The sequence below is a fragment of the Adlercreutzia aquisgranensis genome (genome assembly GCF_943193145.1).
GTDB classification, from domain to species: Bacteria; Actinomycetota; Coriobacteriia; order Coriobacteriales; family Eggerthellaceae; genus Xiamenia; species Xiamenia aquisgranensis.
The window spans coordinates 85,308-105,556 of record NZ_CALPDA010000005.1 but is presented as its reverse complement, the minus strand read 5'-3'; the positions used below and the strand labels follow the sequence as shown (position 1 = coordinate 105,556).

General features: G+C 65.1%; 1 protein-coding gene (only partly in view). It reads left to right on the top strand.

This entire window lies inside a single protein-coding gene on the top strand: locus NFR41_RS04205, encoding a hypothetical protein. The 72,462-nt coding sequence extends 32,015 nt beyond the window's left edge and 20,198 nt beyond its right edge, so the window shows coding positions 32,016-52,264, spanning codon 10,672 (partial) through codon 17,422 (partial); the first codon wholly inside the window starts at position 2. The start codon and the stop codon both lie outside this window.

Genomic DNA, 20,249 nt, shown 5'->3' with positions numbered 1-20,249 from the left:
GGCCTCCCGCATCTACAACCACGGCACCAGCCTGTCCAACGGCAGCCTGTTCGGCGTCACGGCCTTCAACACCGAGGCCGACCCGAACTACACCGACCCGAACAAGGACTCCTACGACAGCGGCGCCAACTACCTGACCCACTGGCAGTACGCGGCCGATCCCACCATCGAGTTCGGCCAGTACGACGACGCCCTGGAGTTCGGCCAGAACTACACGAGTCAGCTGACGGCCTACAACTACGGCGACCGCAACCTGGACGGCGTGTCGTTCACCTACATCATGCCCCGCGGCGTGGAGCCGCAGCTGAAGGTGGACGAGAACGGCGACTATGTGCGCGACGCCGACGGAAACTACCAGGTGGAAGTGGCCGCCGAGCTGCTCAAGCGCGTGAACGGCGCCTACACCGGCAGGAACTCCGACGCCGCCCACGCCAACGATGCCGCGCCCTATGTGGACGAGACCTACGCCGACATCGACGAGAGCCTTATCCAGGTGGAGGTGCTGCAGACGCCCTACGGCACCTACCAGGGCTACGACGCGCCCAGCGCCAAGCAGGATCCGGCGGTGTACCGCACGGGCAACCGCACCAACCTGGGCACCGACTACTCCACCACCCTGGAGCAGTCCACTTACGCCTCCGTGAACGCCACCACCGGCGAGGCGTCGGTGATCGGCCAGGCCGCTGGCTCCGATGCGATTGACCCGGCGCTCATGAAGGGCAAGAGCTACACCCAGTCCAGCCAGCCGTGGGTGCTGCGCATCACGGTGAAGCAGCCCCTGGGCAAGTGGTTCGGGCGCGCCATCGACTCCAACCCCGCCGACGCCGCCGACCCCGATCCGGCGTCCATGGCCGACTGCTACGTGGCGGGTGGCTACAAGCTGCGTGTGAACCTGGGCAGTCACATCTTCGGCAACAACGAGGACGAGGCCTGGTACGACCGCCTGCTCACCGCTCCGTGGGACAACCTGGAGCAGACCGAGAAGGTGAGCGGCCAGTGGGTAGACGGCGCCACCTCCGGCGTGGCCGGCACCGATGCCGTCTACGAGGCTGTGGCCCAGGACGCCGTGGCCGGTACGACCGACACCCTGTACGTGCGTGACGAGGCGACGGGCAACTACGCCGTGGCGACGGCCGCCCAGCTGGCCGACGAGGCCGTGGCGAAGTACCGCCGCACCGCCGACGCCGTGGCCGCTGTGGCCGCCACCGAGCCCTTCAATTCGTCGGCCTACTACCAGATCTACGACGTGGACCTCTACGAGGGCAACGCCGCCGTGCCGGGTCGCCGCCAGAACGTGCAGCCCTACGGCATGGACTACACCTGGACCCCCATGGCTCCGGGCCGTCTGGGCGTGCATGCCCCCTCCTACGCGCAGTTCTACGGCAGCCCGAACTTCCCGGCCATCAACGGCTACACGGTCATGAACAACTCCGTGATTCAGGATGCCAACCTGGCCGATGCCGGCAGCCTGCGTGCCAGCCTGTCCAACATGGGCCTGCGCATCACCGACAGCGGAAGCATGACCTACGTGGAGGGCGCCGACGACGCCCGCGGCGCCATGCAGTGGACCGGTGGCCAGGTGAACCAGGCCGATGCTCTGAAGGACGGCGTGACCGTGTACGCGCAGACCGGTACCCATGCCATCATGCGCAAGCCCTTCGTGCGCGTGTGGAACACCGTGTCCGACTACAACAAGAGCGAAGGCACGGTGAACGCCGACGGCACCAAGACCGGCAACACCTCCGAAGCCATCCAGGTGGTCAACGAGGACTACTTCGTGGACACCGAGACCGACTTCCGCCAGCTCAACGTTCACGTTGAGAACCGTTACTGGCTCAATGACCAGCCCTACTACTTCCAGCGTTACATGAACACTGGCCATCGCTACGGCGCCGATGCGGGCTACAACACCTACAACTCCAAATACCACAACAACTACGCGGTGGACGGCGGCCAGGAGGGCACCCTGGTGCTGCCCGTGATTACCGTGGTGCTGCCCTTCGGCGTGGCGCCCTACCTGAAGAGCGTAAGCCAGCCCGCCCTGCCCGTGGACCAGTACGAGCAGCCCAGCCTGCCCGAGGGCGAGAAGAGCGCCATTCTGCCTGCCCAGGGCACCATTCAGGCCAAGGATTGGGACATCTCGCTGGTGACCGGCGCCGATGCCGACAACTACACGAACCTGACCACGGCAGTGAACGAGGACCCGAGCGATCCTGCCAGCTACCAGACGCTGAGCTCGGTCAACGACAACCTGTCCGACGCCTGGAAGGACGCCAACTGGAACGTCACCTACGCCTTCGAGCCGGTGACCACCGATACCGGCGAGACAGAGTACCGCTACGTGGTGCGCTTCGAGCCTAAGGCCGACGGCTACAACTCCGACGCCGACCTGGTCACCCGCATCGTCAACGACGGCCTGGCCACCTTCAAGCTGAACATCATGACCTACGGCGAGCCGAAGCTGAGCGTGGAGCCCTCCATCACCAGTCGCGCCTACGACAACATCCGCACCTTCGTCACCTCGAAGGTGGACGGCTACAAGTACCTCACCGACGAGGACATCACCGTGGCCAACGGCACCGACGGTGGCCGCACCGAGCAGCCCGGCGGTAACTTCGAGCGTGAGAGCGGCATCCAGGATGCCAGCATGTCCGTGGTGGGTCCGCTGAAGTCGAACCCGTTCACCGTTGGCAGCGAAACGCAGCTGACCCGCCAGGAGCGCATGACCTGGCTGGCCTACCGTGCCAGCAGCGGCGCATGGGGCAACATCAGCTGGACTACCTACAACAACACCCTGCACGGCCTGGGGTGGCATGAGACCGACAAGCGCCTGGATGCCAGCCAGTCCATCTTCTACACTTACATCAACAAGGGCGACAACGGCGCCACCTACGACACCCTGGCCAACGTGCGCGGTGTCGTGCCCACGAACCACATCAACTCCGGCGACTTCACCACCGAGAGCGTGCCGACGAACTACCTCATCGGCTTCAACGGCCACTACACCGAGGGCAACGGCACCGACATCCTGTTCGGCACCCAGCGCATCCCCAACGCCATGGGCGGCACCGGACTGCCGGCGCGCCTGCCGTTGCGCGGTTCGGCCACGGCGCTTGAGGACAAGAACGGCAACCTCTTCGCCACGCCCATCACCCAGGGCAAGGGCCTGCCGGTGGGCGACTACAGCTACGACGGCATGCGCTACGGCCTGTCCAGCGCCACCACCAACTCCATGAACCGCGGCAGCGTGCGCCCGCAGGCCGGCGAGGACGTGGACGCCGACGCTACCCATCTTGAGCCCTTCGCCAACCGCTACTACACCGACGAGGATGCCCGCGTGGCCGCCCAGACCCACATCGACGGCGGCGTGTACTCCACGGTGAAGCTGCGCACGAAGGTGCCCACGCTCAATGTGGACTTCGAAGTGGAGGCCAACCCCACCGACCGCCCGAGCGACATCCTGTCGAAGAGCAACGCCAACCTCATCGACCCGGTGACCGGCCTGCCCATGGCGGGCACCGAGGCCACCGGCGCCGGCGCCCACGAGGACGACATCATCAAGACCGACGGCTCCATCATCCATGCGCCCGAGACCCACGTGGTGGGCGACATCCAGACCACCACCCGCGTCATGGACGACGCCGACGGCAACGAGCTGGTGAAGGTGACCGAGCAGGTGAACCTGACCACCGGCGACACCACCACCGTGGCTGTGGAGCGCGACATCAACGGCGTGCTCAAGAACACCGCCGTTCGCACCAAGGTGGGCAACAAGATCACGCTGGTGCTGAAGCAGTACGACGCCACCGGCACCCAGGTGGAGTGGTCCATGAAGAAGACCTTCACCCTAAGCCAGCTCACCGGCGAGGTGGACATCACCAAGGCCGATCTGTACATGGGCGACCTGGAGAACGGCGGGCGCTACGTCCTCACCGAGAACTACAAGCGCACCAAGCGCGTGACCACCGGCGTTCTGTCCGGCGTGGCCGATCCCGTCTCCGCGGTGGGCGAGACCTTCTACACCCGCACCGCCACCTACGTGCCGCTGGAGACCGGCTACAAGGGCACCATCTACGTGAAGCGCACCGACGGCGACGGCAACGACGTATTCCTGCCCATCACCTCGGTGACCGACGCGTCCTCCACCGAGCAGCAGTACATGGACGACGAGACCGAGGCCGTCTACACGGCGCTGCCCTACACCACGGCCGCCATCGAGAACGCCTTCCGGAACAAGACCGACCTGTACGTGGGCCAGGGCGAGGCCTACGTGCACGTGAACCTGGAGAAGCTGCCCGAGGTAGAGAAGCCCTACGTCGATCCCTACAGCTACTTCACCTACGGTCTGCCTGACCTGGGCCAGCGCGAGGCCACCGGCCTGACGCTGTACCAGCAGCGGACTACCGGCGCCACGGCGGGCCAGTACACGCCCATCACCCTGGCGACCGAGAGCGACTACGAGCGCTGGGCCAGCGCCACCGCCCCCGACAGCTACATCAAGCTGGAGATCAACGGCGTGGACACCTACGTGCTGGCCAAGCTGGTCTCCAAGGGCATCGACCCGCTGTCCGACTACGTGTTCACCGTGGGCAGCCTGGTGGGCGAGCAGGCCATCACCTCCACGGCCCTGTACGAGCGCACCGGCTCCAGCCAGCAGCAGAAGGTGGACGAGAACGGCGACTTGGTCTTCGACGAGGACGGCAACCCGGTCATGGAGACGGTGTACACCTACGCGCCGGTCACCCTGACCATGGACAACATCGCCACCTACACCGAGAGCATCGACGGCGTTCCTCCGGTGAAGCTGTACTACGCCTCCTTCGACGACCACGGCCGTGCCGTCTACGAGGAAGCCACCATCAAGAAGAACACGGTGAACCCGGCCACGAAGTATGGCTACACCATCGCCGACCCGGGCCGTATCGTGCCGGTGTCCTACCGCGAGCCCGAAGAGGGCCAGGCCCCCGATCCCTTCACCCAGTTCTATACCTACGAGCGCACCGAGACCGAGACGCCGGTGCTGGGCGATGACGGCAAGCCCGTCTACAACCCCGACGGCACCATCAAGACCGAGACGAAGGTGACAGAGGCCTACCTGCCCGTGGATCCGGCGGCCAGCCTGGACGACTACCTGGACGAGTACGCCGACCAGCTGTACGTGAAGCTGACGCTCAACGGCGCCGACGAGTACGTGCCCGTGGACCTGAGCCGCGACATCGAGCCCGAGCCCGAGCCCGATCCCGATCCCTACGACCGCTTCCAGTACCGTCCCGACCAGACCATCGAGAGCATCCGCACCGTGATTACCCGTTCGGTGGACTTCGCGCCGGGCATTCTGTCGCCGGACTTCGACGACGAGGGCAACCAGATCATCCTCACCGAGTCCTACAAGGTGCCCGACCGTACCCTGAACTGGGTGGCGGCCAACGACCCGTACTTCGCCATCAATAATTTCAAGTACGACCCGGCGCTGCTGGACAGCTTCGGCATGGCCAATGATTGGGTGCAGCACAAGACGCTGTTCCTGCCCAGCTCGTCTTTGGGCGCGTGGCAGTACAACGAGACGCCGTGGTTCGCCGCCACGGCGCTCAACAGCGCCGATAAGCTTGACCCCAGCGAGTACTCCGACAAGCTTGAGGCCGAGGGCGCCCTCAAGCATGCCAAGCTGGTCTTCGCCATGCAGCTGCCCAAGCAGGTGACCTTCTACGAGGACACCATGCTGACGGCCAACAAGGACGTGGCAGCGGCGTACCCGAGCCTGTACAAGTACATCGGCGACTACGAGAACGACGAGTACGCCTTCTACGTGGAGCGCACCTACTTCGACCGCACGGCCGAGCAGGCCGACTACGAGAAGGGCGAGGTCATCTGCGACGCCCATGGCGATCCGCTGCCGGCGTTGCTGGATGCCGACGTGGAAGCCGGCCAGAAGGTGTTCACCGCCGCCGGCCTGGAGAAGCCCGGCGCCACCCAGGCCGACCTGGCCGCAGGCGAGTACGTGGCCGAGGCCGACGGTACCCGCGTGCCCAGCGTGCTTCCCGTGGACCTGGAGCAGGAGCAGAAGGTGCGCAAGTTCGAGCGCCTGACGCCCAAGCAGCTCATTGCCGAGGGTTGGACGGTGAACGTGACTTACCAGTCCGACTACGGCGACGACACCTTCGCCACCACCGGCTCCTCTGCCGTGCGCGGCGGGGCCAACAACGCCAACTACGGCAAGGCCGATTGGGACGACCTGACCGACACCGTGGAATCCCGCGGTCTGATCAGCGACGTGAAGTCCGGCACCCAGGAAGCCCACGACGGCCGCAACCCGGACAACGGCGCCTACAGCACCGTCAAGCCGCTGTCCCATGACAACGACATGGTGGTCATCGAGCTGGCCACGCCCGACGACGCCTCCTACGACGAGTTCCAGAAGTACCCGTCGCTGCTCAACGCCTACTACGCCGGCATCCATGCCGACGGCTACCTGGGCCACGGCGAGTCGGTGACTCTGAAGCTGAAGACCCGCGTGGACAACCTGGGCGACCGCGACAGCGCCATCGACGACACGCTGTTCAACGACGGCGTGCTGGTGAGCTACAAGGACCAGATGAACGCCGTCAAGAGCTGGGACGGCGAGGCGGGCCGCGTGTACGTGACCGCCCACGAAACCGGCTTCGAGTGGGTCGACGACGACGATGAGCACGGTTGGGATCATCCCACGTGGGATGACGGAAACGTGGAAGAGACCCCCGACGATCCGTCCTTCGACACGAAGCCGAAGAACTCCAACCACCTCAACTCCATCGGCACGAACTTCCACCCGCAGACGGTGAGCCGCTTCTACCGTGCGGGCGAGAAGGCCGCCGACGCCTACTACAACAACACGAACTACGACAACGACGCCTCCTTCGACGACCTGTACGTGACCGCCGCCTCCGGCTGGTTCCGCGTGCGCAAGCCGTCGGTGAGCGTCCGAGGCGACACCGAGGAGCTGCGTACCCTCATCTACAACGACCGTCTGGACGTGTACAGCGGCCAGGACGTGCAGCTGAAGGGCAACAACGGCTTCTACATCACCCAGGCTATCAACACCGGCGGCGCAGTGAACTCGTTCATCCTCGACTGGCAGGTGCCTTTCTGGTCCACGGCTGCGGCCACCTCCGGCGGCACCTCCATGTCCACCGAGAACGCACCCTTCGAGACCGACGCTTACGCCGTGGCGCGCCTGCTGTCCACGTTCACAGAAGTGTCCACCGGCGTGTGGGAGGTTCCCGGCGCCGAGTATGAGCAGGGCGACGTGCAGGTGCCCGTGCTCGATGCCAAGGGCAAGGTTGTGACCGACGCCAAGGGCAACGTGGTTTACCAGACCGTGACCGGCAACGCCAAGCCGCTCAACAAGGAAGCCGAGACCGAGAGCCAGCTGCGCCTGTTCATGTTCGCTCGCATCGTCGACCTTGACATGGATGCCGAGGGCAACGTGTACGAGGAACAGAACGGCACCGGCTACATCGACCACGAGAACTTCGCCCTGGCTGGTTCCGACGCCGACCGTGACTACTGGTACAGCGAGGACGACGTGGACGACGCCTTCGGCGAGTCCACCGACTACAACACCGCCGACAGCCAGCAGTGGATCCAAATTGGCGCTGCGGAAGGCTACGCCATTTCGGCCAAGCAGAACATCACCATCGACGATTCGTTCCTGGACAAGTATCCCAACGGCCAGGTTCGTCAGATTCGCTGGGTCATCAAGGCCGCCGACGCCGCCGCCGGCTACGGCGACGACAAGCTGTCCCACAAGGTGGCCGTGCCCCATGGCTTCCGCCTGGACGTTGACGCCATGCCCGACCGCGAACTGGATGAGAACGGAGACGGCGAGCTGCTGGACGTGCGCGGTAACGTGATCAACAGCCAGGGTAAGCAGGAAGCCGACGACTTCGACCCGCTGCGCCTGAACGTGGGCTGGGGCTACCGTGTGAACAATCAGGGCCGCGTCATGACCCTGGACACCTTGGGCCACTACTATCCCACCTCCACGGTGCGTATGCCTGAGACCATCACGAGGAACGCCCCCGCTATTGGTGTGAGTACCTCGGTGGCCGACACTCCGGCCATCTACGGTAACTCGCGCTTCCACACCGCCAAACTCATCAACACCGACGAAGGCGACCCGGACGTGCACGTGAACCACTTCGTGTCGGCTACCCCGCGCTACGACGATACCAAGTTCGTGGAAGCGGAGCGCAGCCGCGCCGGCTTCATCCGCACTCCTGAGAGCCCGGTGCTGGGCCTGGAGATCATCCAGGGCTACTTTAGCGGTTCGGGCAATCAGGGCTTCAAGTGGACCACCGACTCGAACACGGTCATCGACCAGCTCTCCTCGCGCATGATGCGCTACAAGATCATCCTGTCGAACCTGAGCAACGAGCAGATGGAGGCTCTGGGCTACGAAGGCTATGAGCAGGACAGCTGCTCCAATCCGCAAATTTCCCAGGTTATGCCTGCGGTGGACGCCTACGGCCCCGCCGCTGACCTGAAGGCCGGCGATTTCTCCTATGTGAGCTATGCCGACCTGCAGGCCGACAAGCAGTTGCCGGTCAGCGAGCAGAAGTATGCTTACTTCGACTGGGGTTACGAGACCTCCAAGCCTTCGCCCAGCCGCCCGGCTCCCAATATTGACGCCGAGAAGCCCGTGTGGACCTACTACATCGCCGACATGACGGACTTCCTGGAAGTGGAGTCGGTGGACACCTCCGACCGCGCCTCCACCCCGCGCTTGAACGACCCCGAGCTGGGTAGCGCCTTCATCATGGGCGACCGCGTGGCCGGCACGTCGTCGACCGTGGTGGACTCCACCACCCGTAAGTTCGCTAGCTGGAGCTTCAACGGGCAGCAGTACGACCGTCCGCTCTACAATGACGATGGTACGCCCGACCTGGACGAGAACGGTGTGCAGAAGACCGAGCCGAGCTACCGCCGTGGCGTGCTGGAGGCGGGCAAGGGCATCGTGATCGAGCTGATCATGCCCATCACCGATGCCAAGACCGACCTGCTCTCCGAGGACCTGCTCACTGCCATGGGCTTCGGCTACAAGGCTGGCAACTTCAAGGCCTACACGCCTTCCTCCGAGAACAGCGACAGCTCGCGTTCGCTGGTGTCCGACACCTCCGACGTGAACATGGACGGCATCACCAGCCAGTCCATGATTCGCATGCAGCTGAAGCCGCTCACCTTCTCTACCTCTACGAACCTGACTACCTCCAAGGTAATCACCACGCAGCTGGAGACTAACGCCACCTCCGCCACCAACGGTGCAGCGGCGGTGCCCGAGGGTAGCAACTACACCTATGATTCCGCAGCCATGAACCCTGACGGCGATGGCAAGAAGGCGGCCGAGTACCGCAAGGTTGTGCTCTATGACGCGCTGCCCGACGCCCTCGACATGGAGGTCTACACCAGCCAAGATGGTCAGCCGGCCTACCGCGGCTCGCAGTGGCACGGATTCATCGCCGACCTGGATTCCATCAAGGTGACCCAGTACAGCGCCCAGCCGGCGCTGAACTACGACGGTCCGCGCGAGCTGCGCAACGGCGTGGATGTGAACATCTGGGTTGGCCCCTTCGTCACCGACGAGACCACCGACGTCATCTCCGTGGGTTCCATGGACGACCTTCTGTGGCTCTACGACAAGGGTGAGTACGAGGTCTACGGTCCGAACTACGGTTCGCCGGAAGATGGCAAGAACCCCGACGACTACACGCTCAACGAGGATACTCGCGAGCTGGCTATCAACGAGCTGCGTTTGGGTACCGAGGGCAACGCCGAGCTTGGGGTGGCCGCCAAGACCGCCGAAGAGGTGAAGCGCGAGCACAACCTCATTCCGCTGTCCGAGCTGAAGGACTATGTGAGCTCCCTGGAGCAGCTGGGCCAGGAGGACGAGGCGGAGAAGCTCATCCGCGCCGTACGTGCCATCTGGGCCGAGCCGCAGCAGACCATTTATGTGCTTCCCAAGGGCAACTTGCGCTTGACCTACGAGCTGCAGGCACCGCTGAACCTACCCAAGTACCTGGGCAGCAAGACCCACGATGTGAACGTGGACATGGCCGAGGATACCGACGAGTCCCGCAACACGCTGGCCGCCGCCGGTAAGACCGAGGAAGAGATCGAAAGCGCCATCGCCCGTGCCGACCAGATGCGCGCCGTGGCCCAGTGGAACACCTACATGCAGCGCGTCGGCGCCGAGGAAGTGGCCTTCGGCAACGTGTACGAGAACGTGCGCGCCGGCGCCTTCATCGACGCGCCCGACGGCCGCGGCTACATCGGCCAGTACGTGTGGCTGGATTCCGACTGGTCCGGCGTGCCCGACGACGACGTGGAGGAGGCGGCCGACGGAACCACCGCCTACCAGGAGAACGTCAACGGCCGCAACCTCATCCGAGGTGAACGCTACGTGTACGACGAGAACGGCGAGCATCTGACCTGGATTCGCACACCCGACGGCACCTACATCAAGTCCAACGAGATTCCCTCCAACCTGACGGAGCTGCAGAAGCGCGAGTACGTAGACACCCTGCGCCTGGTGACCGAGCCCTTCGACAACTCGGTAAACGCCGACGGCACAAGCCGCCTGAAGGATCTGGACTACGACGCCAAGGCCGACGACCCCGGTGTGAACAAGGTGAAGGTGGAGCTGCTCAACGCCTACGGCAACCCTGTGAACCGCGACGGCGAAGTGGTGCGCCTGGTGCAGAACGAGCAGACCGGCGGTGTGCCTCGTTGGGTGCGCTGTGACGACGTGACCGGCATCCCCGAGAAGGACGCCTACGACTTCTACATCCCCGCCGACGGTGGTGCGCCCTACTACACCTACACTACCACCGACTACTACGGCAACCCCGGCTACTACATCCTGTCCAACCTGGCGCCGGGCCAGTACTCGCTGCGCTTCACCTTCCCGGAGAAGTACTACAACTACTCGCCCACCACGGCTTCCATCGGCGAGCAGACCAGTGGCGAGGGTGGACTGTACGTGAGCAACGACCGTTCGCTGACCGTCGAGCGCGTGGAGCCCTCCTACGACGAGGAAGGCAACTACGTCCCCGCGGCTCTGAAGATCACGACCGCGCCCTTCAACGTGGAAGCGGTGAAGTACGACACGGCCAACGTGGACAAGATGGGCACCCCGGCCTACGACGAGTCCATCCATGCTGCTTATGACAGGCGCATGACCTCGCTGTCGCTGGGCATCGCCCAGGGCATCACCTTCGAGGGCGTGGTATATCGCGACGACGTGCTGGCTACCGGCGAGCCGGAGGAGACCGCCAACATCAACTCGCTGCTGGACTCCGTGGGCGTGGGCGAGGGCGAGAACGTCACCGACTCGGAGAGCCAGATGGCCGGTGCCACCTCCGTGGCCGAGAAACGCCTGGAGAGCATCCGCGTGAACGTGTACGAGTACGATCTTGCGGACGGCACTATTGGCAAGTTGGTCACCGATGCTGACAACAAGGCGGCAACCCTGGTAACTGACGACACCGGCGCCTTCACGTTCCGCTTGCGCGCCAGCCAGCCGGGCAAGGGCTACATCATCACTACCAGCGACGAGGTGTCCACGCGCCTGATAAAGCCCACCCTTGTCACTTGGGTGGAGGATGCCCTGCACTATCCGAACGAGACCCTGGTCTACACCGATTCCAACAAGCCGGTTTTCGACAACGACTTGCGCTATGTGTCCGGCTCCGCCCGCACCTACCCCTTCGAGGCCATCATGCCGCTGGACAGCAACGGCTGCGCTGTCTTCGAGGATCCGTCCAACGAGTGGAAGGGCTACAAGCGCCAGAACAAGTTTGCTCTGGGCTACGTGGACGGCACCAAGGGCTATCTGGGCAACTACGTGTGGAACGACGCCAACTACAACGGCATCCAGGATGCCGGTGAGAAGGGCGTGGGCCAGCGCGCGGTTGACGGTGGCCTGAAGGTGAAGATGGAGACCTGGTACTACGCTCCGGTTTCCGCCGAGATGAAGTACGTGCAGCAGACCGACGAGAACGGCGACCCCGCCTTCCAGAAGAACGTCTTCGGCACCAACATCCTCGACGAGAACGGCCAGAAGATTCCGATCATGGCCTGGCAGCTGGTGGACTCCGAAGAGTACGCCTGGCAGCTGTACCCCGGCGACGAGCTGCGCGAAGCCTTCACCGGCGACGCGGCTGACGCCGGCACCTACCTGTTCCGCGACGTGCGCACCTACGTGGTCGACCCGCGCGACACCCGCAACGTGGAAGAGGATTACAAGGTCAAGCGCCTGGCCGGCTACCGCCTGCGCATCGACCAGGACGACCTGAACGCCCTGGGCGACGACTACGCCATCACCCTGCGCGACTCCTACACGGTGGATGCCAACGGCAACATCGGCCATGCCATCGACAAGGATTCCGACGCCATGTCCAAGCCGGTGGACACCACCGTGGTGCGTCAGGCCAACAGCGACATCGATGCGGCCCAGGACGGCAACAAGTACTTCCGCCTGGAGGGCAGCGTCTACGTGGAGTGCGACGCCACCTACGACGGTGACAAGTACGTGGCCGTGAACGATCCGGAGAACCCGGGCACGCCCATCTACGTGCTGGTGGAGAACTACCCGGCCGAGCTGACCGGCGCCGGCAACGCCGCCGTGGGCCAGGTGGTCCAGAAGGCCGACGGCACCAACGCGGTGAAGCTGGAAGACGGCTCCACCACGCAGCAGACCACGCGTACCTACTACTTGAACGAGAAGGGCAGCCAGCGCGAGCGCGGCTCCTTCGAGGACGAGTACATCGTGATCGCCACCATTGGCCAGCAGTCCTCCAACCCCAACGCCTTCAGCCATCTGCAGGCCTGGGATGATGACAACGCGGCCACCCAGCATCCGGAGACCATCACCTATACCACCACCTACACCAACGAGACTGGCGTCACTCAGATGGTGTCCATGTCCGACCCGTATCCCACGGGCGAGGGCGTGACGCTGGTGGGCGCCACCAACTCGAAGGGCTACACGCACAACAGCAACCACAACGTGACCAAGAAGGTGACCTGGACCGGCATGGTTCTGGTGCCCGGCGAGTCGGTGACCATCACCACCACCTACAAGATCGAGAAGGTGACCAAGACCATCGTGCACGCCGTGGCCATCAACTCCGGCGACGGCGAGTTCGAGTCCAACGTGGTCAGCCACAAGGTCATTCGCGACATCGAAAAGCTCAAGCCCGAGTTGCCGTTCATTCTTGCCGGCACTCTGGCCGACGAGGACCGCGTCACCTACGATCCGATTACCTTCCAGGAAGTCAGCCGCGTGAAGCCGGAGAAGACCTCGCCGCAGGTGCTTCGCGATTTCTACGCCGATGCCAAGGCCAAGATCGAGGCTGCGGGTCTGAAGGTGGGCCGCGTCACCTGCACCGAGGGTATGCTGACCCCGCCCACTGGCTTCCAGATCGGCCAAGTGTGCGCTCAGACCCCGGCGGCCGGCCTGGCCAAGCATGAGGGCGGAGCCGTGGACATCGTGCTCTACGGCACCATGGCCCAGCTGGAGGCAGCGGGCGTTCCCGTGGTTACCTACAAGTACATGGACAGCAACAACGTGCAGCAGACCGGCAAGGTGCTGGGCGAGGGGAACCGCTTCACCGACACCGCCGAGACCGAGACGGTGCTCTCCGAGCTGCAGGGCCAGACGAGCCGCCTGCGCCGCGCCATCCCCGCGGAGCCGAAGCTGCCGCCGTCGCCCGACGAGCTGAAGCTGAAGGACCCGCAGAGCAAGGCGTTCAATCCGGCCGAGTTCGAGCCCGAGAACTTCTATCGTCAGGCCGGCGTGAAGCCCGTGCGCTACGACGAAGACGGCAACCCCGTTTGGCCGAACTACTCCGACCTCGAGGCCGACCTGCAAGACAAAATTACCGACCTGCAGGAAGATCTGTGGTGGACCAAGTGGCTGGCTTTCTGCAAGGAATGGGCGCCGGTGCTGGGATTTGCCTACTACGACGAGAATAACAAGCTGGTGGCCCCTGAGGGAGCTGGTACCGCTACCGATCCCTACGCCCAGCCGTGGCTGGTGACCAAGAGCATCATCCTGCGCGACAGCGGTGGCTCCATCCAGAAGACCATCCAGAACTACACCAACGCCTACGGCCTGCCCAAGGACGACGGCACCGTCATCGCGGGCCGCGATACCACCTACAAGTTCTCTATCGACGAGTCTCATACCGAGATCGTCAACGACAAGGAGACCACGGTCTACCCGACGGTCGTCGAGCTGACCGCGGAGCAGTTCCCCGGCTACCTGGTCATCTATAACGAGCTGAAGAAGCGCTACGACCAGGCTGTGGAGCGCTACGACGTGGCCAAGGCCATCTCCGACCAGCTGAACAAGGAGTACAGCGACTACAAGGCCGCCTTCAAGTACTACCAGACCGAGAAGACCGAGTACGAGTCCGAGCAGGATTACGGTGCCGGCAAGCTGCTCATGCCCAACGCCACCACCGGCACCTCGCTGGTGTACAACCTGGGCGACGCCGACCGTCTGTACAACTGGGACGCCGGCCTGGTGAAGATTCCCCGCTCCGAGATCGACGGCGCGGTGTGGGACGACTCCGTGTTGGGCGAGGACGAGCGCTCCTACAATGGCATCCGCGACACCTATTACGTTGACGCCAACGGCGAAGAGGTGGCGGCACCCGCCGAGGGCGACGCGCTGCCCGCCGGTACCACCCAGACCATCGAGCCGGGCATCGCCGGCCAGGAAGTGCGCCTGACCCAGTGGTACTTCGTGCCCGTCACCTCCGACGGCATTGCCGATTGGGACGAGGTGGACGCCAGCGACGAGCTTTCCGCCGAGGCCAAGCAGGCCGTGAAGACTCAGAAGCTGCTCGATCGCGCCGTGGAAACCGGCATGATTTCCAAGGTGGAGTACGAGGCCCTGAACCTGAGCACCGACGTGGAGCTGTCTGCCTTCGAGGCCATGGACGACGCCGCCAAGGCCGAGGGCCTGCCCAGCAAGGGCCACGTGGTCGCCACCTCGCCGGCCGAGGCGGACACCACCAACCTGTACCGCACTGTCGAGGGCCTGTGGATCCGCAACACCTTCTTCGGCGCCGACCGCCACACCGGCAACGTCGTCACCGAAGCCACCGAGGAGTCTCCCGCCACCTACGAGCCGCGTACCACTGGTGCGTGGCAGGTGGAGGGCGAGCAGGGCGTCATCGCCGTGCTCACCTCCGACGGCACTGTCGAGCGCACGGTGGAGGGTGTGGACGCCGACGGCAACCCCACCTTCACCACCGAGACCTACGTGGACGAGAGCCTGGTGGGCACCTACCGCTTCGACCAGCTGCCCGCGGCCTTCTCCAGCCAGGACGGCAACCACTACCTGGCCAGCTATCGCGTGGAGATGGGCGACGGCTTCTACGACGACTTCGACACCGACACGGTGACTGACGACGAGCAGTGGCTGATCAGCCGCTACCACAAGACGGCCAAGGAAGGCTACGAGGCCTCCGACGACTCCGACCTGAACGCCGGCAACGCCCAGGAGGCTGCGCCGAAGGCCGTGAGCGCCGGCGCCATGGCCTTCACCGCCCAGGACGAGGTGGTCAGCGTTTCGCAGATCGCCGCCTTCCGCACCGAGTACCTGAAGTGGCGTGCCGAGTGCGCCAAGATCCAGAGCGAGTACGAAGAGGCCCACGCGAAGTGGGAAGAGGACCCGAGCGCCTTCGATGCCGAGCCGGTGTTGGGCGAGATGCCTCCCGAGCCCACCTCCTCGGTGACCCAGAAGGGCGTGCGCGCCCATAGCGGCCACATCATCCTGGCCCGCGAGGCCGTGGACGAGACCGGCGCTCCCACTAACGCCGAGACCAACGACCTGAACCGCAACGACGCCCGCGTGACGGTGCCCCTGGCCGACGTGATCACCGAGAACGCCCTGGCCGACGGTACCGCTTCCGCTGCCAACGTGCGCGATGTGCTGGTCACCTACGACTACCTGACCCCGCGCACTCGCACCGAGCTGGCACAGGACGAGAACGGTCAGCTGAAAGAGACCCAGGTCCAGAAGGTGCACGGCGGCGACGCCGGCGAGATTCGCCCGTCGGTGCAGCAGATCAGCGGCATCGTGTTCAACGATACTGACAACGACGGCCTGCGCACCTCCGACGACTCCGATCCGCTCATGGAAGGCATCCAGGTGAGCCTGGAGCGCTACTACATGGTGGTGGGCGAGGAGGAGGCTGGCTGGCAGGCAGACCCGTTGTGGGCCACCGACGACGAGTACGCCGCCTACGAGGCCGACCCGTCCACGGGTCTGGGCTTCGACAGCACCACCGGCGCCTTCACCGCCAGCTACGACGGCGGCGACCGCACGGTGCTCACCGACGAGGACGGCACCTACACCTTCACCGGCCTGCGCACCCAGGGCTGGATGGCCTTCGACGCCGACGGCAACGTGGTCGACGAGCGCGAAGAGGAAGTCGTCGACCCCGACTTCCCCGGCATCGTGCGTCCCGAGACTACTCCCAAGCGCGTGGTGTTCGCTTACCGTGCACGGCTGACCGAGCCCGACTGGTGGAACCGCTACTACGGCAGCGCCAAGTATCTGCAGGGCGGCAGCTACGCGCTCGGCAGCGTCGACTTCCAGGCCGACTCCGACCTGGTGCACAGCGACGGCTACCTGATGGCCTACGACGCCGACGGTGTTGCCCACGAGTTCGACGTGCTGCTGAACGTGGTGGAGGCCGACAGCCCGAACCGTAACTACGGCGACGTGGCCAACGCCAACAACGCCAACCAGAACAGCGACGACCGCTACGGCCATGACCAGGCCGGCGCCCAGATGCCCTACCTGTCCGACACCGACGTGTACTCCAAGAAGCAGTCCGACGTGGCTGCTGCCGGCACCACCCGCGAGGCGGTTACCTATCACGAGGTCATCGACTACGACCTGGCTCGCGGTGCCGACCGCGCCGGCAACGACGCCGGCCTGCGCATGCCGGTGGCCGAGCAGATCGGCGGCCGCCTGTGGCACGACGCCAACTACGACGGCATCGACAACACCCAGGTGGAAAGCACCTCCGATGCGGGCATGACCGTGAGCGGCATGGAAGAGGGCCTGGCCAACAAGAAGGTCATGCTGAAGCAGTGGTACTACGCTCCCGTCACCGTGGGCGAGGGCGAGGATGCTGTGACCACGTGGCAGTGGATTCAGAACACCGCCTTCGGCACCACCGAGGATATATATGTGCGCGCCGGCGAGAACGTGGACGACGATCACCCGGTGGCCAACGCCGGCACCCTGGTGATCCCCGGCGCCACCGCCGAGAACGGCTACGTGTACCTGCATACCGACGACGCGGCCCTTACCGTGGTCGACGGCGTGAACCTGTACACGTCGTTGGGCGGCAACTACCTGTTCGAGAACCTGCCCACCCGCTACGTGGAGCCGCGTCACGGCGCTATCGACGGCGTGGAGGGCGACGAGGACGCCGGCATCGAGCCGGTGGCCCCGGTGGCCTCCAACCTGGGCGCGCCTGCCAACGAATACCTGGCCGGCTACACCCTGGAGGTGTTGGGCGGCTCTGCTGCTGACGCGAAGGGCGAGACCATCTACGGTCTGCCCGCCAGCCTGTGGCAGATGGGATCTGTGGCCAGCGATTCGGTGAACTCCAAGGCCGTGAGCGAAGAAGCGGCCCGCGGCAACACCGCGCTGAACTTCACCGACTACGCCGACGGCACCTACCCGATCCGCTGGACCGAGCTCACCGTCCAGCAGATGGCCGATCCCAGCGTGACCGAGGTGACGGCCAACGAGGAGCCGGCTACGGCCAAGTCCACGCTGGACGGCAAGATCATCCTGGCGGCCCGCGCCACCAACGAGGCTGCGGCCGGAACCCTGGACGCGGCCGGCAACGCCGAGGCCAAGGGCACCCAGGGCCAGTACTACGTGTCCGAGACCCGCGACGGCGCCGCTGCCGGTTCCGCCAACGCGGTGGTGGGAACCATGGCCGGCGAGGTGAACGCTGCCGACGCCGACCAGACGGTCTACTACGACTTCAGCCGCGGCCATGACGAGCTGCGCATGCACGGCGGCTTCGGCGAGTACGGCTACACCACCATCTCCGGCAAGATCTGGCGCGACAAGAACTTCGACGGCATCCTGAACCCGGGCGAGGAAGTGCTCGGCGGCAAGACGCTGTCCATCACCCAGTGGTTCTACACCGCCGACGCCGAGCTCATCGACGCTCTGGAGGCTGCGGTGGACGGCAACGGCGACGCCATCTTCGAGATCGACCGCGTGCAGAACGTGATCGTGCGCACCGCTGCGGGCGAGCCCGAGGTCACCGAGGACGGCGCCTGGGTGCGCGTCATCGGCGCCGGCGCGGACAGCACCGTGTCCACCTTCAGCCGTCCGAAGTCCACCACCACCATGACCCCGGTGGCGGGCCAGTCGGCGGGCACCTACGAGTTCACCCAGCTGCCCAGCTTCGTGTACCTGGTGGGCGACGGCTCCGAGGAGAATCCGTTCAAGATCCTCCAGCCTAACGATACGTCCATCAACGCCGCCGGCGAGGCGTATCCGGCCTCCGTGGACAAGCTGTTCATGGCCGGTTACCGCCTGACCATGGAAGAGGTCGCCCCCGACTTCAGCCTGACCACGGCCCACGTGGGCGTGAACTACACCCAGAAGCACTTCAACGATCTGGCCACGCTGAACACCGCCACCGGCGGGAATGCGCCGGAGAACTCCGATTCCGACGCCGTGCGCGACCCCGACGGCAAGCTCATCCAGATCATGCCCGAGTTCTTCGACAACACCTATGTGAAGGACGGCGCGGGCAACCTGATTCTGTCCACCGACGACCCGCGCGACGGCTCGGCCGCCTCCGCCGCCAACTGGCGCATGGACGGCTACGTGATCGTGTCCGAGCGCGAGGTCACCAACCCCACCTTCACCTACCAGTACAAGCAGGTGTACAACACCGTGTCCTACGACGTGCCGCGGCCCATGGGCGACCAGCGCGGCGGCGACGCGGGCCTGGTGTACGTGCCGCGCACCAGCCTGACCGGCACCGTGTGGGATGACAACGGCATCCTGGACGAGACCACCGGCACCTACGACTACACCACCGGTTACAACGGCATCTTCGACGAGGGCGAGCGCGGCCTGGCCGGTCAGAAGCTGACCATCACCCAGTGGTACTGGGTGCCGGCTCCCACCGAAGAGGACGCCAACGCCGGCGAGTGGGTGCGCAACACCGCCTTCGGCGCCGACCGCTACACCTCCACCAAGGAGCTGGTATCCGACGAGGCTGACGCGAAGCCCTACATCTACGACGGCAACGCCGCTGCGCCCAAGACCCCGCTTGCGGTGGTGGAGGGCATGGACGGCGTGCTGGAGGTGACTACCAACCAGGACGGCAACTACCTGGTGGAGAACCTGCCCACGGTGTACGTGACCGACAACGACCAGTACTACCTGGCCGCCTACCGCCTGGAGCTCGTCGACCTCTACCACGAGGATGCGGTCAACAGCGTGGACGGCTCGGACAACTATTGGGTGCCCACCCGCTACCACAACAGCTCCGACGCGGCCCGCACCGCCAACGAGAACGTGGCGGCGGCCGACGTGACCGCGGTGAACAACAGCTGGTCGGTGAAGGCCGACTCCGACATCGCCAGCGCGCTGAAGACCGACGGCGAGAACGGCACCACCGGCGGCATCGTGGTGGCCAGCCGCGTGGTGGAGGAAGGCGACGGCTCCGACGCCGACACCACGGCCGACGAGCTGGCTGCCGGCAACATCGGCAGCGCCTCCGACGCTACCAACGCCGGCGGCGTGCAGACCACCCGCAACAACAACGGCCAGATCATCCTGGCCCACCGCGTGGACGCGGGCGACACCCAGAACCAGGACGCCTACGTGACCCTGACCGCCGGTGAGGGCATGGGCGCCGGGGTGGAGACCTACGACTGGATTCGCAACCCCGACGGCATCGTGACCGACACCGAGGGCGACAACCTGGGCCTTGACTCCGGTACCGCCGTGCCGGTGCAGGCCGGCGACATCGGCCAGGTGCGTACGCCGCTGGCCAGCGTGACGGGCATGGTGTTTGGCGATACCGATAACGACGGCATCCGCGCCTACGTGGACCTCAACGGCAACGGCATCCATGACGAGAACGACAAGGACCACGGCTACGAGGGCCTGCGCATCGCCATCGAGCGCTACACCGTGGACGCTG